Genomic DNA, 16300 nt, shown 5'->3' on the forward strand with positions numbered 1-16300 from the left:
TTGAGGTCGCCGATGCCGTCGCCGTTGCTGTCCTGGAAGGAGCGGACAAGGACCTCGTAGAAGACGGCACGCTTGAACCAGTCGGGATCCCGGTCTTTCGCCGGTGTGTCCTCGAAGGTGTCCTGGACGGGCTCGTTGACGGTCATGGTGTGGGTGACCCTCTCAGTGGTGAGGACGGTCGCAGGACGAGTACGTGCGCGGGCGCGCGGCCCGGTTCGAGGCGCACATAGTTGGTCCTGCCCCAGTGGTAGGTGTCGCCGGTGAGCTCGTCGCGCACCGGCACGGTCTCGTCCCAGTCGAGGCCCAGTTGCGGCATGTCCAGGGACACCGTGGCTTCGCTTGCCTGACGCGGGTCCAGATTGACGACCACCAGGACCGTGTCGTCACCGTCGGACTTGCTGTAGACGATGACCGCGTCGCTGTCGGCCTGGTGGAAGTAGAGGTTCCGGAGCTGCTGCAGGGCGGGGTGCCGCCGTCGGATCCGGTTCAGCGCGGTGATCAGGGGCGTGATGGTGCGCCCTTCGCGCTCGGCCGCCGCCCAGTCGCGTGGTCGCAGCTGGTACTTCTCCGACCGCAGGTACTCCTCGCTCCCCGGTCGCACGGCGCTGTTCTCGCACAGCTCGAACCCGGCGTACACGCCCCAGCTCGGTGCGAGCGTGGCGGCCAGGACCGCCCGGATCTCGAAGGCCGGGCGGCCACCCGTCCGGAGGAACTCGGACAGGATGTCGGGGGTGTTCACGAAGAAGTTCGGGCGCAGGAAGTGGGCGGTCCCGACGGAGAGCTCCGTCAGGTAGTCGGTGAGTTCCTGCTTGGTGTTCTTCCAGGTGAAGTACGTGTACGACTGCTGGAATCCGGCCTGGGCCAGCGCCTGCACAAGCGGCGGCCGAGTGAAGGCCTCGGCCAGGAACAGCACGTCGGGGTCGGTGCGGTGGATGTCGGCGAGCACCAGTTCCCAGAACGCGACGGGCTTGGTGTGCGGGTTGTCGACGCGGAACACGCGGACCCCGTGGCCCATCCAGAACCGCAGCAGCCGCACCGTCTCCGCGACCAGCCCCGGCAGGTCCTGGTCGAAGTCGATGGGGTAGATGTCCTGGTACTTCTTCGGCGGGTTCTCCGCGTACGCGATGGAGCCGTCCGCGCGGTGATGGAACCACTCGGGGTGTTTCTCCACCCACGGGTGGTCCGGTGAGCACTGCAGCGCGAAGTCCAGGGCCACTTCGAGACCGAGCCGCCCGGCCTCGCCCACGAAGGCGTCGAAGTCCTCCAGGGTGCCCAGGTCCGGATGGACGGCGTCGTGACCCCCCTCCGGCGAACCGATCGCCCACGGCACACCCACGTCGTGCGGGCCTGCCGACAGGGCGTTGTCGGGGCCCTTGCGGTAGGTGGTGCCGATGGGATGGATCGGCGGCAGATAGACGACGTCGAAGCCCATCTCGGCGATGGCGGGCAGCCGCGCCGACGCGGTACGGAACGTACCGGAGACCGGCGGCGCGCCCGGCCGGACCAGCGCACCCTCCGAGCGCGGAAAGAACTCGTACCAGGAACCGAACAGCGCCCTGCGCGGCTCGACCAGGAGGGGGAAAGCGTCCGAGCGGGTGACGCGCTCGCGCAGCGGGAAGCGGGCGAGGACCGCCGTCACCCGGGAGGCCAGCGCGGCGTCGAGGCGCGCGGGCGGGGGCCGCAGGTCGTCCTGGAGCGCGTCCGCGGCGGTCAGCAGGGTCTGCCGGTCAGCCCCTTCCGGCACCGCGGCCGCGGCCCGCTCGTGCAGCAACGCCCCCTCTTCGAGGACCAGTCCGACGTCGATGCCCGCGGGGACCTTGACCTCCGCCGCGCGGCGCCACGCCGTCACGGGATCCGTCCAGGACTCCACGGCGTACGTCCAGTGCCCCTCCGCGTCCGGTGTGATCGCGGCGCCCCAGCGGTCGGTGCCCGGGGACAGTTCGCGCATGGGTGCCCAGGGGCCGCACCGCCCGTCGGGGCCCAGCAGCACGACGTTGGCGCCGACCGCGCCGTGCCCCTCGCCGAAGACCGTTGCCGTGACCAGGAAGGTCTCACCGGGCACCGCCTTGGCCGGGCGGCGGCCGCCGTCGACGACCGGCCCGACGTCCCGGACGGGGACGGGGGCGAAGCTCGTCCCCGGAACTGCGGTCATCGGTCTCTCCTCCACCGGCTCGTGGCGGGCACGGTCCCGGCGGGAGCCGCGTGTGACTACTGCCCCAGGGGCTCGGGCGCCGGCCGCGGCCGGCCTGCGGCGCGCGGACGCAGGTACTCCTCGGCCGCCTCGGCAGCCACCCGCGCCGTGCACTCGCCCATCAGGACGCACAGCGTGTACGCGCTGTCCTCGAACTGTGTGCGCACGGCGGGGTCGGCGGGACGGATGAACAACTGCCGTTCCCACGACCGGTACTGACTCAGATGCCGCGCGACGACATCTTTGGCAGGCAACAGCACCACGCTGCTCACCTTCTCGTTCTGCGCAGAGAGAACCGGGCGGCTCGCGCCGACCGGGTTTCCACTCATGGTGCACGCTCGACCACGCAGCGTCTTGTTGGGTTTTGAACAATCGGCCTGCTCGCTCGTGTTGCGCGAATGGAGTAGTGATCCCACTCTGAAAATGACTCAGGAGCGATGAGTGCTCACGTTTCGTGTTCGGGGCCCGGCCCGCGGGGCCGAGGAGGAGCGGGAGCTCTGCCGAGAGGAGCCACGCACCATGAAGTCGGCGACACCCCGCTATTACCACCTCGACGTGGAGATCGGCCCGGAGAAGGTCGATCAGGTCGGTCGCATCCTGGCCGCGCATCTACGGCACTGGGGTCTGCACTTCCTCGTCGAACCCGTCTGCCACTGCACCCAGGTGCTGCTCCGGGCAGTCGAGGAGCACGGGACGGACAAGGAGACGGCCATCGAGATGTGGTGGACGGGCCACCATCTCATCACCGCCGTCTCGGACAAGGACCGTGACCTGCCCGGCCTGCACTACGCGCCGCAAGGCCCCCTCACCCAGATCGCCGCGCTGAGCGACGGCTGGGGCAGCTGCCCGGCGGCCGTCGGAAAGATCATCTGGTTCGCGTGCCGCGACCGGACGCCCGACCACGTCCCGCTGACCCCCGTCACGCCCGTGCCCTGCGTCCCCGAGTCGCTGGAGGTGCCGCGGGAGGAGAGCATGGCAGTCCTGGCGGGTTCACCGGACACATAGAGCCTGCCAGGCCCACCCGTTGAGGAAGGCAGTCGTGTGCGCACCTGGACCGGATCCCCTTTCCCCCTGGGCGCCACGTACGACGGCGAAGGCACGAACTTCGCCCTGTTCAGCGAGGTGGCCGAGCGCGTCGTCCTCGTCCTCCTGCACGACGACGGCACACGCGACGACGTCACCCTCTTTGAGGTCGACGGCTTCGTCTGGCACTGCTACCTGCCCGGAGTCGGCCCGGGGCAGCGGTACGGCTATCGCGTGCACGGCCCCTGGGACCCCGCCGCGGGCCACCGCTGCAACCCCGCCAAACTGCTCCTCGACCCGTACGCCAGAGCCGTCGAGGGACAGATCGACAACGACGCCGCGCTGTACGAACACGCCCCGCACGGGCCCGAACCGGCCGACAGCGCCGGGCACACCCCTCTCTCGGTGGTCGTCGACCCGTCCTTCACCTGGGGCGACGACCGGCCGCCCCGCAGGCCCTACGCCGAGACGGTCGTCTACGAGACGCACGTACGCGGCCTGACGCACCGGCACCCGGGGGTGCCCCCGGAGCTGCGCGGCACGTACGCGGGCCTCGCGAGCGACGCGGTCATCGAGCACCTGACGTCCCTGGGGGTGACCGCCGTCGAGCTGATGCCCGTGCACCAGTACGTGCAGGACGGCTTCCTGCGCGACCGCGGCCTGTCCAACTACTGGGGGTACGCCTCCATCGGCTTCTTCGCCCCGCACAACGGCTACGCGGCGCACGGCACCCGGGGCGAGCAGGTCACGGAGTTCAAGTCGATGGTCAAGGCGCTGCACGCGGCCGGCCTCGAAGTGATCCTCGACGTGGTCTACAACCACACGGCCGAGGGCAACGAGAACGGCCCCACGCTCGCCTTCCGCGGCATCGACAACGCCTCGTACTACCGGCTCCCGGAAGGCGATCCGGCTCACTACTTCGACACCACCGGCACGGGAAACAGCCTGCTGATGCGGCATCCCAACGTCCTGCAGCTGGTGATGGACTCGCTGCGGTACTGGGTGACCGAGATGCACGTCGACGGGTTCCGTTTCGACCTGGCGGCCACGCTCGCGCGCCAGTTCCACGACGTGGACCGCCTTTCGGCCTTCTTCGATCTGGTCCAGCAGGACCCTGTGGTCGGCCGCGTCAAGCTCATCGCCGAGCCGTGGGACGTCGGCGACGGGGGCTACCAGGTCGGCAACTTCCCGCCCCTGTGGTCGGAGTGGAACGGCAAGTACCGGGACGCGGTACGGGACTTCTGGCGCAGCGGGGACCACACGCTCGCCGAGTTCGCCTCCCGCCTGACCGGCTCCTCCGACCTCTATCAGCGCGACCGCCGCCGCCCGCGGGCCAGCGTCAACTTCGTCACCGCCCACGACGGCTTCACCCTGCGCGACCTGGTCTCGTACAACGACAAGCACAACGAGGCCAACGCGGAGGGGAACCGGGACGGCGACAACGCCAACCGCTCGTGGAACTGCGGGGCGGAGGGCCCCACCACGGACGGGCGGATCCTGGAGCTGCGGGCGCGCCAGCAGCGCAACTTCCTCGCCACCCTCATGGTCTCGCAGGGCATCCCGATGCTCGCGCACGGCGATGAACTGGGCCGCACACAGCGGGGCAACAACAACGCCTACTGCCAGGACAACGAGATCTCCTGGATCGACTGGGACCTCGACGCGGACCAGCGCGCACTGATCGGCTTCACCCGGCGCGCCATCGCACTGCGCGCCGCGCACCCGGTGCTGCGCAGGCGCCGCTTCTTCCGCGGCGAGGCCCCGGCCCAGGAGAGCCCGCCGCTGCCCGACCTGGTGTGGCTGCGCCCCGACGCCCACGAGATGACGGACGAGGACTGGCAGCGCCCCGACGCCCACGCCGTCGGCGTCTTCCTCAACGGCGACGCCATCGCGGAGCCCGACTCGCACGGCAGGCCCGTGGTGGACGACTCCTTCCTGCTCCTGCTGAACAGCTGCGGTGCCCCGGTCCTCTTCCGGCTGCCGGACGCCGTGTTCGGCGAGCGCTGGGAGACCCGGCTCGACACGACGGACCCGCAGGGCCTCTCGGACGAGACGGAGCACAAGGCCGACAGCGAGGTCACCCTGGCGCCGCACAGCCTGCTCGTGCTGTCGCGGCCCCCGGTGCGCGCCCCGTCGTAGTCGAGTGGCCGTCGGCGGGTAGCAGGACCAGATACCACCGCGACGACGCCCAGGAGGTGGCGCCATGGCCGGCCAGCAGGCTGTGCTGCGCGAACTGCTCAGGACCTCGGGACAGACGTATGCCGCGGAGGCGGGCATCCGGCTGTCCGACACCCCCAAGGCGCTCTACCGCACCCTCGTCCTGTCCTCCTTGCTCAGCGCCCGCATCCGGGCCTCCGTCGCGGTGGCGAGTGCCCGCGCCCTGTACGACGCCGGGATGCGCGGGCCGCGGCAGATGGCCGACGCCACCTGGCAGCAGCGCGTCGACGCCCTGGGACGCGGCGGCTACCGGCGCTACGACGAACGGACCGCGACCCAGCTCGGCGACGGCGCCCGCCTGGTCACCGAGGAGTGGCACGGCGACCTGCGCCGGGTCCGGGATGAGGCCGACGGTGACGAGGCCGCCCTGCAGCGGATGCTGCGGCGGGTGCCGGGGCTCGGCCCCACCGGCGTGGACATCTTTCTGCGCGAGGTGCAGGACGTGTGGACCGAGTACCGGCCGCGCCTCGACGCCAAGGTGCTGCAGGGTGCGGAGCGCCTCGGGCTGCCGCGGACCGCGGCCGGGCTGCTGCGCCTCGCCGACGGCGAACGGACCGGCGTGCTGGCCGCCGCGCTCGTACGGGCCGCGCTGGACAAGAAGATCGTGGCCGCGTGTCTGGAGCGGGCCGGCGACCGTCCGTGACGCCCGGCGGGACCGCGCCACCGCACCGGACGGCGTAACGACAGGTCGGCCGGGACACGTGTGACATGCCGAATTCAGGTCAAATGAGGATCATGACGCGTTTCGCAATGGTGGCCCTGCTGACGGCCTGTGCGGCAGGGGGTGTGCTCCTGGCGCTGCTCGCCTCCCCGTGGTGGTGGTTCGCCGCCGCCCCCTTCGTGGCCGTGGCACTGACCGGGGTGTACGACCTCGTCCAGCGACGGCACTCGGTGCTGCGCAACTACCCCGTCCTCGGCCATCTGCGCTTCCTCATGGAGGCACTGCGCCCGGAGCTGCAGCAGTACTTCGTGGAGCGCAACTACGACGGCAGGCCGTTCGACCGCGACACCCGCAGCATCGTGTACGAGCGGGCCAAGGGCGTCTCCGCCGAGGAGCCGTTCGGCAGCGAGCGCGACATGGACCAGCGCGGCTACGAGCTCCTCGTGCCGTCCATGGCACCGCTGGAGGTGCCCGAGGAGCCGCCCCGCGTCCGGATCGGCGGGCCCGACTGCGGCGAGCCGTACGACATGGCTCTCCTCAACGTGTCGGCGATGAGTTTCGGCTCGCTCTCCGCCAACGCCGTCCTGGCCCTGAACACGGGGGCGGCACGCGGCGGCTTCGCCCACGACACCGGTGAGGGCGGCCTGTCGGAGTACCACCTGCGCCCCGGCGGCGACCTCGTCTGGGAGATCGGCACCGGCTACTTCGGGTGCCGCACCCGCGACGGGGACTTCGACGAGAAGAAGTTCGCCGAGAAGGCCGCCCACCCCGCCGTCCGCTGCGTATCGCTCAAGCTGTCGCAGGGTGCGAAGCCGGGGATCGGCGGCGTCCTGCCCGGCAGCAAGGTCAACGCCGAGATCGCCTCCGTACGCGGTGTGCCCGAGGGCGAGACCGTCGTGTCGCCCCCGTACCACCGTGTCTTCTCCACCCCGCGCGAACTGGTCCTTTTCCTCGCGCGGCTGCGGGAGCTGACCGGCGGCAAACCGGTGGGCTTCAAGCTCTGCCCGGGGTCCCGGACGCAGTTCCTCGCCGTGTGCAAGGCCATGGTGGCGGAGGGGATCACGCCCGACTTCATCGTCGTGGACGGTGCGGAGGGCGGCACGGGCGCGGCCCCTCTCGAGTTCGCCGACCACCTCGGCATGCCGCTGACCGAGGGCCTGATCGCCGTGCACAGCGCGCTGACGGGGGCGGGGCTGCGGGAACGTATCCGCATCGGCGCCAGCGGCAAGGTGGCGACGGGCTCCGACATCGTCAAGCGGCTCGCCATGGGCGCCGACTACACCAATGCCGCCCGCGCCATGATGTTCGCCGTCGGCTGTATCCAGGCCCAGCGCTGCCACACCAACCGCTGTCCGACCGGCGTCACCACCCAGGACCCGCGCCGCGCCCGCGCCCTCGACGTGGTGGACAAGTCCGCCCGCGTCACGCGCTACCAGCAGGCCACCGTCAAGAGCGCGCTGCGGATCATGGCCGCGATGGGCGTGCGCGACCCCTCGCAGCTCGGCCCTCATCTGCTGCGGCGCCGCGAGGACCACGGCCGCTTCCGCTCCTATGCCGAGCTGTACGAGTGGCTCTCCCCCGGGGAACTGCTCGCCGGGGGGCCCGAAGGCTGGGCCGCCGACTGGCGCGCCGCCGACCCCGATTCCTTCGCTTCCTGACGGCCCTCTCCCCCGTCCGGCCGTCACCTGTTCAAGCCTGTTCTCCGTGAATCGTGAGAGGAACACCCCATGTCACGCACTGTTGCCCGCGTCGTCACCGACGCCCTGGAAGAACTCGGAGTGCGCCACGTCTTCGGCGTGGTGGGAGACGCTCTGAATCCTTTCACCGACGCCATCCGTGAGAGCGATTCCGTCGAGTGGGTGGGCTGCCGGCACGAGGAGGCCGCGGCCTTCGCCGCCGGTGCCCAGTCGCAGCTCACCGACACCCTCGGGGTCTGCATGGGCACCGTGGGGCCCGGCTCCGTGCACCTGCTCAACGGCCTGTACGACGCGGCCAAGAGCGGCACTCCGGTGCTCGCCATCGCCGGTCAGGTGCCCCTCGCCGAGGTGGGCACCGACTACTTCCAGGAGGTCGACAACGACCTTCTCTTCCGGGACGTCGCCGTCTTCCGCGCCACCGTCACCTCCCCGGAGCAGCTGCCCGGCCTCCTGGAGATCGCCGTGCGCAGCGCGATCGGGCGCCGCGGCGTGGCCGTCCTCACGGTCCCCGGCGACGTCGGCGGCAAGGAGCTGCCGAACGACCGGCCGGCCCGGCTCTCCGTGGCGGAGTCCGCCAACCGGCCCGACGACCCGGTGCTCGACGGCGCGGCCGCCGCCCTGGCCGACGGCGGCAAGGTCACCATGCTGGTCGGCCGGGGCGCGCGCGGCGCCCGCGAGGACGTGCTCGCCCTCGCGGAACGCCTTGCCGCGCCCATGGTGCTCACCCTGAAGGCGAAGGAAGGCTTCGAGGGCGACAACCCCTACCAGGTCGGCCAGACGGGCCTCATCGGCAATCCGGCCGCCGCCCACGCGATGGACCACGCCGACACGCTGCTGCTGCTCGGCACCGACTTCCCGTACCGGGAGTGGTATCCGGAGGGCAAGAAGGTCGTCCAGGTCGACCGGGTCGCCGAGCACATCGGCCGGCGCGTGCCGGTGGACGTGGCCCTCGCCGCCGATGTCGGCCCCACCGTGCGGGGCCTTCTGGAGCGCCTTGAGCAGCGCTCGGACCGCGGGCATCTGGACGGGGCGCGCGAGAAGTTCACCAAGTGGCAGGAGGGGCAGCAGCGCCTTGCCGCCCCTGGGCACGACCGCGGCCTGATCGGCAAGGTGCGGTCCGCGTTCGACAACCGGGACCACCTGGTCCGCCCGGAGGCCCTTGCCGCCGCAGTGGACGCCGCGGCGGCGGACGACGCCGTCTTCACCTCGGACACCGGCATGGCCACCGTGTGGCTGTCGCGCTTCGTCGAGATGCGCGGCTCCCGGCGCCTGCTCGGTTCGTACAACCTCGGCTCCATGGCCAACGCGATGCCGCAGGCGATCGGCGCCCAGCTCCTCGACCCCGACCGGCAGGTCGTCGCCTTCTGCGGCGACGGCGGTCTCGGCATGCTCCTCGGTGACCTCATGACGATCCGCAGCCGCCAGTTGCCGGTCAAGCTCGTCGTCTTCGACAACCAGCGGCTCGGGATGGTGAAGCTGGAGCAGGAGGAGGCGGGCCTGCCGGAGTTCGGCACCGAGCTGGACAACCCGGACTTCGCCGCCGTCGCGGGGGCCCTTGGCATCACGGGCATCCGGGTGAGCCGGGCCGAGGATCTCGCGGAGGCGGTCGCGCGGGCCTTCGCCACGCCGGGCCCCGTGCTCCTGGACGTCCTCACCAACCCCGAGGAGATCGCCGTACCGGCCAAGCCGACCGTGCAGCAGGGCTGGGGCTTCGCCATCGCCAAGATCCGCGAGAACCTCACCAGCCCCGGCGGCCACTGACCGGCCGGAAACAGATGTGCGCACCAGGTATTGCCGGCGCCAAGTCGGGCACCCGAGGGCTGTCCGACGGGATCCGCCCGCTTCGGCGAATCGCCGCACTATCAAAAAAGCCGCAATATGGACTTATCGCCAGCGCCAGACACCGCCGCAGGAAAGGCACACGTAGCCCATGAACGACGCCACAGGTAAGGCCACCACCACCGATGCCGGCGTTCCGGTCGAGAGCGACGAACACTCGCTCACCGTTGGCGCCGGTGGCCCGATCCTCCTCCAGGACTCCTATCTGATCGAACAGATGGCGCAGTTCAACCGGGAGCGGATCCCCGAACGGCAGCCGCACGCCAAGGGCAGCGGCGCCTTCGGTCACTTCGAGGTCACCGCGGACGTCAGCGCCTATACGAAGGCCGCGGTCTTCCAGCCGGGCACCCGGACCGACCTCGTGGCCCGCTTCTCCACCGTCGCGGGCGAGCGCGGCAGCCCGGACACCTGGCGCGACCCGCGCGGATTCGCGGTGAAGTTCTACACCAGCGAAGGCAACTACGACATGGTCGGGAACAACACCCCGGTCTTCTTCGTGAAGGACCCGATGAAGTTCCAGCACTTCATCCGGTCCCAGAAACGCCGTGCGGACAACAACCTCCGCGACCACGACATGCAGTGGGACTTCTGGACCCTCTCGCCCGAGTCGGCCCACCAGGTCACCTGGCTGATGGGTGACCGCGGCATTCCGCGCACCTGGCGCCACATGAACGGCTACACCTCGCACACGTACATGTGGATCAACGCGCAGGGCGAGCGGTTCTGGGTGAAGTACCACTTCAAGACCGACCAGGGCGTCGAGCACTTCACGCAGCACGAGGCCGACCAGATGGCCGCGGCCGACACGGATTACCACACCCGTGATCTCTTCGAGCACATCCGGGACGGGGAGTACCCCAGCTGGACGCTGCACGTGCAGATCATGCCGTACGAGGACGCGGCGACGTACCGGTTCAACCCGTTCGACCTGACCAAGGTGTGGCCGCACGGCGACTACCCGCTGATCGAGGTCGGCCGGATGACCCTGGACCGCAACCCCACGGACAACCACGCCGAGATCGAGCAGGCGGCGTTCCAGCCGAACAACCTGGTCCCCGGCATCGGTCCCAGCCCCGACCGCATGCTCCTCGCGCGGCTGTTCTCCTACGCCGACGCGCACCGTCACCGGATCGGCGGCAACTACCAGCAGCTGCCGGTCAACGCCCCCGTCGTGCCGGTGAACACGTACTCCAAGGACGGGGCCATGGCGTACAACAAGACCACGGACCCGGTCTACGCGCCGAACTCCAAGGGCGGCCCCGCGGCCGACACGGCACGCTTCGGCAACCCGCCCAGCTGGTACGCGGACGGTGACATCACCCGCGCCGCCTACGTCGACCACGCCGAGGACGACGACTGGGGCCAGCCGGGCACCATGGTCCGCGAGGTCCTGGGCGCCGCCGAGCGGGACCGCCTCGTGGACAACGTGGTCGGACACCTGCTCAACGGCGTGACCGAGCCCGTACTCGTCCGCGCCTTCGAGTACTGGTCGAACATCGACAAGTCCATCGGTGAGCGCATCGAGCAGGGCGTGCGCGCCAAGGCGGACGAGAAGGACCCGAAGGCCGCCGAGCAGGCCAATCCCGCGCGAAGCAGCATGCAGGACAAGGCCTGACACCGCTTCCGGTTCCCGCGTGGGGCCGCTGCCCTTCGGGGCGGCGGCCCCACGCGTTCTCAGCTCTCCGGCCCGCTCTCCGGAACGTCGAAGTCGCACCAGACCGCCTTGCCCTCGCCCCGGGGTTCGACGCCCCAGCCGGTGGCGACCGCCTCCACCAGGAGCATCCCGCGGCCCGATGTGGCGGTCTCCCCCGGTGTCCGCTTGCGGGGGCGGTCGCTGGAGCGGTCCTTGACCCAGAGCCGGACCCGGCGCGGCGGGCCGCTGAGCACCTCGAGCGTGAGGATCGCGCCGCCCTCGGTGTGGACCAGGGCGTTGACGAGGAGTTCGCCCGCCGCCACCTCGACATCGTCGGCGACCTCGCCCATGCCCCAGGACGCGAGGTGTTCCCGCAGCGCCGCGCGTGCGTCGGCGAGCCCTTCGGGGTCGGCCTGGTGGACGTAGCGGTGGATGCGCGGTTCCTGGAGTGTTCCGGGGTCGGGGCGGCGGCGCAGCACCAGGAGTGCCACGTCGTCACCGGTGCCCCACCTCTCCCAGAGCGCGCGCGAGAGGTGGTCCGCCAGGTCTTCGGCCGCCTCGGGTCCTTCGCTCAGCACCGCGGCGAGGTTCCGCATCCCGGTGTCGAGGTCGAGCCCGGAGTCCTCCACGAGCCCGTCCGTGCACAGCACCATGGTCTCGCCCGGCACGAGGTCGAGCCGCACCTCGGGGTAGTCCTCCATGCCGAACTCCGTGGCGAGACCCAGCGGCAGCCCGCCGGGCACCCGTGGCACGCCCACTCTGCCGTCCACATGGCGCACGAGGGGCGGCAGATGACCGGCCCGCACCGCGCGTACGACGCCCGTGGCGGGGTCGAACTGGGCGTAGGTGCAGGTGGCGAAGCGCTCGGTGTCGAGCTCGGCCAGGAAGCGGGAGGCGCGGGAGAGCACCGTCGCGGGCGGGTGCCCCTCACCGGCGAAGGCCCGCAGGGCGATGCGCAGCTGCCCCATGATGGCCGCCGCGTGGGTGTCGTGTCCCTGTACGTCCCCGACGACCACGCCGATGCGTCCGCGGGGCAGGGAGACGACGTCGTAGAAGTCGCCTCCGACCTCCCGGCCGCCCCAGGCCGCGTGATAGCGCACGGCGAGCTCGGTGTCCGCGACGTGGGGGATTCCGCGCGGCAACATCGTGGCCTGCAGGCTCTTGGCGAGGTCGCGTTCCTCGTCGAACAGCATGGCGCGTTGCAGCGACTGCGCGACGATCCCGGAGAGCCCGATGCACAGATTGCGGTCCGCGTCGCTGAACTCCCTGCGGCCGCGGTAGAAGAGGGCGAGCCCGCCGATGGCGCGGTCCTGCGCGACCAGCGGCAGGAACGCCGCCGAGTCCAGCTTCATGCTCTCGATGTAGGGCCGCAGGCGGGTGAAGCGCCGTGCGAGACCCGGCAGCGAGCCCACGAAGCGGGGCTGGCGGGTCATGACGGCCTCGGCGAGCGGCAGCGATTCGTCGACCTTGTACAGCTTGAGTTCGTCGAGAGCCTGCATCGACTGGCCCACGAGGGCGATCAGTTTCAGGCTGTCCCCCTCGACGAGGCCGAGGACAAGACCGTCGGCGGCGAACCGGTCGAGGCCGCTCGCGCCGGACAGTACCGCCACGACGTCGTCGACCGTGACGGCCCGCGAGAGGGCCTGCGTGGTGCCCTGCACCATCAGGGCGATGCCCTGGCGGCGCTCCTCCTTGGGGTCGGTGGCCGCGAGTTGCGTCCCGTCGTTCGTGGCCGACCGCAGGATGCCGAGGACGCGGACAGCCCCTCCCTCGTCGCCGCGCAGGACGCGTCCGCGGGCGTGGCCGAGGCGCAGGGAACCGTCGCGCCGGCGGACCCGGAAGTACACGCCGTAGGAGTCGGCGCCCGTGGTGATGGCTTCGGTGACCGCGTAGTTGATGCGGACGGCCTCCTCGGGGGGCAGCCGTCCCTGCAGCGAGCCGACCGTGCCGTCGAATTCCTCGGGGCGCAGATCGAGCAGGGCGAGCGCGCCCGGTCCGAGAGCGAGGTCCCCGCTCCGCAGGTCCCAGTCGAAGCAGCCCACGCCGGTCAGGAGCAGGCACTGTTCCAGATCGAGGGGTGGCTTCTTGGCTGACGTCATGGAGGTCTCCGGTATGCCGCTCGGCCACCATAAGCGCCCGCTGCCCGACGCGCGCGGCCGGACGGTTCGGGTGACCATGTGACTACGGGGACCGCTCCACCGGTGGCTCCGCCGTAAAACCGACTTTCGTCCCTCGTCCCGTGACCTTGGTCCTGTGTGAGACGCCCGGGCCGGGACATCCGTCATTGAGTCGGACGGCAGCTCACATGCCGTCGTGCACACAAGGGAAAGGAACGTTCTCGTGGGCATCATCGCCTGGATCCTGATCGGCCTCATCGCGGGCGCCATCGCCAAGGCCCTCACCCCGGGCAAGGACCCGGGCGGCTGCCTGGTGACGATGCTCATCGGCATCGTGGGCGGGCTGCTCGGCGGTTGGCTCGGCAAGGTGATCTTCGGGGTTCACTCGATCAACGGCTTCTTCCACCTGTCGACCTGGATCGCCGCCATCATTGGTTCCGTGATCGTCCTGTTCCTCTACCGCCTGTTCACGGGGAAGCGGGCCCACTGACCCGATCGGTCGTACCGAACGGCGCCCGCCCGGTGCCGACGGCCCGGAGACTCCTCTCCGCCGTCGCCTCCGGGCGGGCGCTTTCGTGTGCGGGCCGGGAACCCGTATCGAATTAGCGCACGTGTTCGATTCAGGCGTACACTTGGCCGCATGTCCACGCACCAGCTCCAGGGCTCGCTCTTCGACCAGACCGACGACGTACGCCTCGGCCCGCTCACCGCGATCCGCAGGACGGTGCTCGGGGACGGGGCATGGATCGACCTCCTGCCGGGCTGGCTCAAGGGCGCCGACCTGCTGTTCGAACAGCTGGCCACGGAGGTCCCCTGGAAGGCCGAACGACGGCAGATGTACGAGAGGGTCGTGGACGTGCCGCGCCTGCTCGCCTTCTACGGAGCCGGGGAACCACTCCCCCACGCCGTTCTCGACGAGGCGCGCCGCACGCTCTCCGCGCACTACGCCGACGAGCTCGGCGAACCCTTCACGACGGCGGGTCTGTGCCACTACCGCGACGGGCGCGACAGTGTCGCCTGGCACGGCGACCGCATCGGCAGGGGCGCCCGCGAGAACACGATGGTCGCCATCCTCTCCGTGGGAGCACCCCGCGATCTGCTGCTCAGGCCGCGCGGTGGCGGCGGGACCGTCCGGCGCCCGCTCGGACACGGCGATCTGATCGTGATGGGCGGCTCCTGCCAGCGCACCTGGGAGCACGCGATCCCCAAGTCGGCCCGGACCGGCGGCGGTCGCGTCAGCATCCAGTTCCGGCCGCACGGGGTGCGATGACGGGGCTGGGGCGGGTCCGGCGGCTCAGCCGGACCGGCGGGTGAGCGCGCGCCGCAGCACCTTGCCGAGGACCGCGGGCCGGAACAGCAGCGAAGGCGGAGCCGTCATGTTCAGCACGCGCACGAACCGCGCCCAGATGTCCGGGTCGTGCACGGCGAGCGCGAAGACGTGCTGGTTGTACCAGTGGGCGAAGCGGGCGGGCAGCGGTTGGCCGGTGGGCGTCCACATGAGGTCCGAGCTGGTCGCCAGGGTCCACGGGACCTGGATGACACGGGCCGCGGCGCGCTGGTAGACGCGGCTGAGACCATCGAGCCCGGCCGCGTCGGCCCGGCGGCGGCGCAGCAGGCGGCCGAGCAGCTCCGCCTCGAGGGCGGCGACCGTGAGCCCTTGCCCGTACACGGGGTTGAACACGCAGAGCGAGTCGCCGACCGCGACGAGGCGCTCCGGCCAGCGGGCGTTCTTGTGGTGCAGCCGCCACTCGTTGCCGGGGTTGGTGTAGCGGCGGATCTCCCCCTGCCGGATGCCGCGCTTGATCTGTTCGGCGAGGCGGGGGTTGCCGAGCGTGTGGGCGAAGTCCAGGTAGCCCTCGTCGTCGGTGGGCGGCACGTGCTGGTCGACGCCGAGCAGTGAGCACATCCAGCGGTGGTGCTCCACGGCGAGCACCACCCCGCCGCGCGGCACATCGGGCGCGAAGGCCATCTGGTACGCGATGTCGAACTCCTGCTCGTCACCGGCCGGACGTTCGTAGCAGGCGGAGGTGTAGGTGATCTTCGCCTTGACGACGGTCTTGGCGGACACCGGAAGGCGCGCGTCGGTGAGCCACCGGTCGACGGATGTGGAGCGGCCCGAGGCGTCGACGACCAGGTCGGCGGTGACCTCGGTGACCTCAGTGACCTCGGCGGGTACGTCGGCTTCGTGGGCGCGGTAACGGACCCGGTCGAGGCGGCCGGGGGCGCTCGCCGTCACCGTCTCGCAGCGGGTCGCCGCGAGCAGCCGGACCGCGGGGAGCGCCAACACCCTTTGCCGCAGGCGACGTTCGAGTTCGTCGCGGGTGAAGGTCTGGACGGGCACGCCGACCCGGTCGGGCGGGGCGTATCCGGTCGGCAGGAGGAAGCTGATGCGCTCTCCGTAGTCGAAGACGGGCGCGCCCAGTTCGGCGAGTTCGGCCCGCAGCCCCGGAAAGAGGCCCTCGAGCGCCTCGCCACCCCGGGCGAGGAGTGCGTGCGCGTGGTAGCCCTGCGGGGCATGGGGATGCACCCCGGTGTCCGGCCCCACCGGGTCGTGTTCGAGGACGAGGACCTCGGCGAAGTGCTCGGCCAGGGCCCGTGCGGTCACGAGGCCCGCGTATCCGCCGCCTACGACGACAGCCCGCCGCCAGCGGGTACCGGGCGACGGGTCGTGCTGGGTGTCGGCCATGACCGGTCCGTTCCTCTCAGCTGGGCACGCCGTGTCGCTTCTGCACCCCGGGACAGCGGCTGAGCGCAGTGTGACCGCAGCCATGCCCCGCCGGACCGCCCACTGTCGGGATTCGGACGGCGGGCGGCGAGACCGGCAGCGGCACATGCGCCGGGCATTGGCTGGGTGCGGCGGCACGGGCCGGTTCGAGGCCTGCGTCGGCACCCCGGAAATCGGGGCTGAATCCCGCCGGTACC

The 16300-nt window shown here is 71.0% G+C and carries 11 protein-coding genes and 1 pseudogene; 8 read left to right on the forward strand and 4 right to left on the reverse strand.

Annotation, left to right across the window (positions count from 1 at the left end):
• Nucleotides 1-142: 142 nt before the first annotated feature.
• Together ABZ953_RS15450 and ABZ953_RS15455 are read right to left on the reverse strand one after the other, a co-directional pair.
• Nucleotides 143-2152: an alpha-1,4-glucan--maltose-1-phosphate maltosyltransferase gene (locus ABZ953_RS15450; protein WP_361722785.1), complete on the reverse strand. Its 2010-nt coding sequence runs from the start codon at nt 2150-2152 to the stop codon at nt 143-145.
• Nucleotides 2153-2259: 107 nt separating this feature from the next.
• Nucleotides 2260-2451 (reverse strand): annotated as a pseudogene (locus ABZ953_RS15455) (DUF5133 domain-containing protein); the annotation flags it as partial.
• 259 nt (nt 2452-2710) lie between these two features.
• Here ABZ953_RS15455 and ABZ953_RS15460 point away from each other — a divergent pair.
• From ABZ953_RS15460 to ABZ953_RS15485, 6 genes are all read left to right on the forward strand, one after another.
• Nucleotides 2711-3196, forward strand: coding sequence for a pep a2 (locus ABZ953_RS15460; protein WP_361722788.1), 486 nt, complete (start codon nt 2711-2713; stop codon nt 3194-3196).
• A gap of 36 nt (nt 3197-3232) precedes the next feature.
• Nucleotides 3233-5353 carry a glycogen debranching protein GlgX gene (gene glgX / locus ABZ953_RS15465; protein ID WP_361722791.1) on the forward strand — a complete coding sequence of 707 codons (2121 nt, stop codon included), beginning with the start codon at nt 3233-3235 and terminating at the stop codon, nt 5351-5353.
• 64 nt (nt 5354-5417) lie between these two features.
• Nucleotides 5418-6074, forward strand: a complete 657-nt coding sequence (locus ABZ953_RS15470) for an endonuclease (protein WP_361722794.1) — start codon at nt 5418-5420, stop codon at nt 6072-6074.
• 92 nt (nt 6075-6166) lie between these two features.
• A complete protein-coding gene (locus ABZ953_RS15475; protein ID WP_361722797.1) occupies nt 6167-7750 on the forward strand; it encodes an FMN-binding glutamate synthase family protein in 1584 nt (527 codons plus the stop codon).
• Between the two features lie 69 nt (nt 7751-7819).
• A complete protein-coding gene (locus ABZ953_RS15480) occupies nt 7820-9550 on the forward strand; it encodes a thiamine pyrophosphate-dependent enzyme (protein WP_361722800.1) in 1731 nt (576 codons plus the stop codon).
• A 169-nt stretch (nt 9551-9719) separates the two neighbouring features.
• Nucleotides 9720-11243 (forward strand): catalase, encoded by a 1524-nt coding sequence (locus ABZ953_RS15485; RefSeq protein ID WP_361722803.1) that lies wholly within the window; start codon nt 9720-9722, stop codon nt 11241-11243.
• Nucleotides 11244-11302: 59 nt separating this feature from the next.
• On the opposite strand, the gene ABZ953_RS15490 is transcribed toward ABZ953_RS15485, so the two are convergent.
• Nucleotides 11303-13360 (reverse strand): SpoIIE family protein phosphatase, encoded by a 2058-nt coding sequence (locus ABZ953_RS15490; protein WP_361722806.1) that lies wholly within the window; start codon nt 13358-13360, stop codon nt 11303-11305.
• A 241-nt stretch (nt 13361-13601) separates the two neighbouring features.
• Here ABZ953_RS15490 and ABZ953_RS15495 point away from each other — a divergent pair, with 241 nt between their 5' ends.
• Together ABZ953_RS15495 and ABZ953_RS15500 are read left to right on the forward strand one after the other, a co-directional pair.
• Nucleotides 13602-13868 (forward strand): GlsB/YeaQ/YmgE family stress response membrane protein, encoded by a 267-nt coding sequence (locus tag ABZ953_RS15495; RefSeq protein WP_361722809.1) that lies wholly within the window; start codon nt 13602-13604, stop codon nt 13866-13868.
• Nucleotides 13869-14018: 150 nt separating this feature from the next.
• Nucleotides 14019-14648 (forward strand): alpha-ketoglutarate-dependent dioxygenase AlkB, encoded by a 630-nt coding sequence (locus ABZ953_RS15500; RefSeq protein ID WP_361722812.1) that lies wholly within the window; start codon nt 14019-14021, stop codon nt 14646-14648.
• Nucleotides 14649-14672: 24 nt separating this feature from the next.
• On the opposite strand, the gene ABZ953_RS15505 is transcribed toward ABZ953_RS15500, so the two are convergent.
• Nucleotides 14673-16064: an NAD(P)-binding protein gene (locus ABZ953_RS15505; RefSeq protein ID WP_361722815.1), complete on the reverse strand. Its 1392-nt coding sequence runs from the start codon at nt 16062-16064 to the stop codon at nt 14673-14675.
• Nucleotides 16065-16300 lie beyond the last annotated feature (236 nt).

This window comes from Streptomyces sp. NPDC046465, from assembly GCF_040646035.1.
Classification (GTDB): domain Bacteria; phylum Actinomycetota; class Actinomycetes; order Streptomycetales; family Streptomycetaceae; genus Streptomyces.

Coding starts and splice junctions, on each gene's coding strand:
- ABZ953_RS15460 (WP_361722788.1), top strand. CDS start 2,711: ATGAAGTCGGCGACACCCCGCTATTACCACCTCGACGTGGAGATCGGC.
- ABZ953_RS15480 (WP_361722800.1), top strand. CDS start 7,820: ATGTCACGCACTGTTGCCCGCGTCGTCACCGACGCCCTGGAAGAACTC.
- ABZ953_RS15475 (WP_361722797.1), top strand. CDS start 6,167: ATGACGCGTTTCGCAATGGTGGCCCTGCTGACGGCCTGTGCGGCAGGG.
- ABZ953_RS15505 (WP_361722815.1), bottom strand. CDS start 16,064: ATGGCCGACACCCAGCACGACCCGTCGCCCGGTACCCGCTGGCGGCGG.
- ABZ953_RS15470 (WP_361722794.1), top strand. CDS start 5,418: ATGGCCGGCCAGCAGGCTGTGCTGCGCGAACTGCTCAGGACCTCGGGA.
- ABZ953_RS15500 (WP_361722812.1), top strand. CDS start 14,019: ATGTCCACGCACCAGCTCCAGGGCTCGCTCTTCGACCAGACCGACGAC.
- ABZ953_RS15490 (WP_361722806.1), bottom strand. CDS start 13,360: ATGACGTCAGCCAAGAAGCCACCCCTCGATCTGGAACAGTGCCTGCTC.
- ABZ953_RS15485 (WP_361722803.1), top strand. CDS start 9,720: ATGAACGACGCCACAGGTAAGGCCACCACCACCGATGCCGGCGTTCCG.
- ABZ953_RS15450 (WP_361722785.1), bottom strand. CDS start 2,152: ATGACCGCAGTTCCGGGGACGAGCTTCGCCCCCGTCCCCGTCCGGGAC.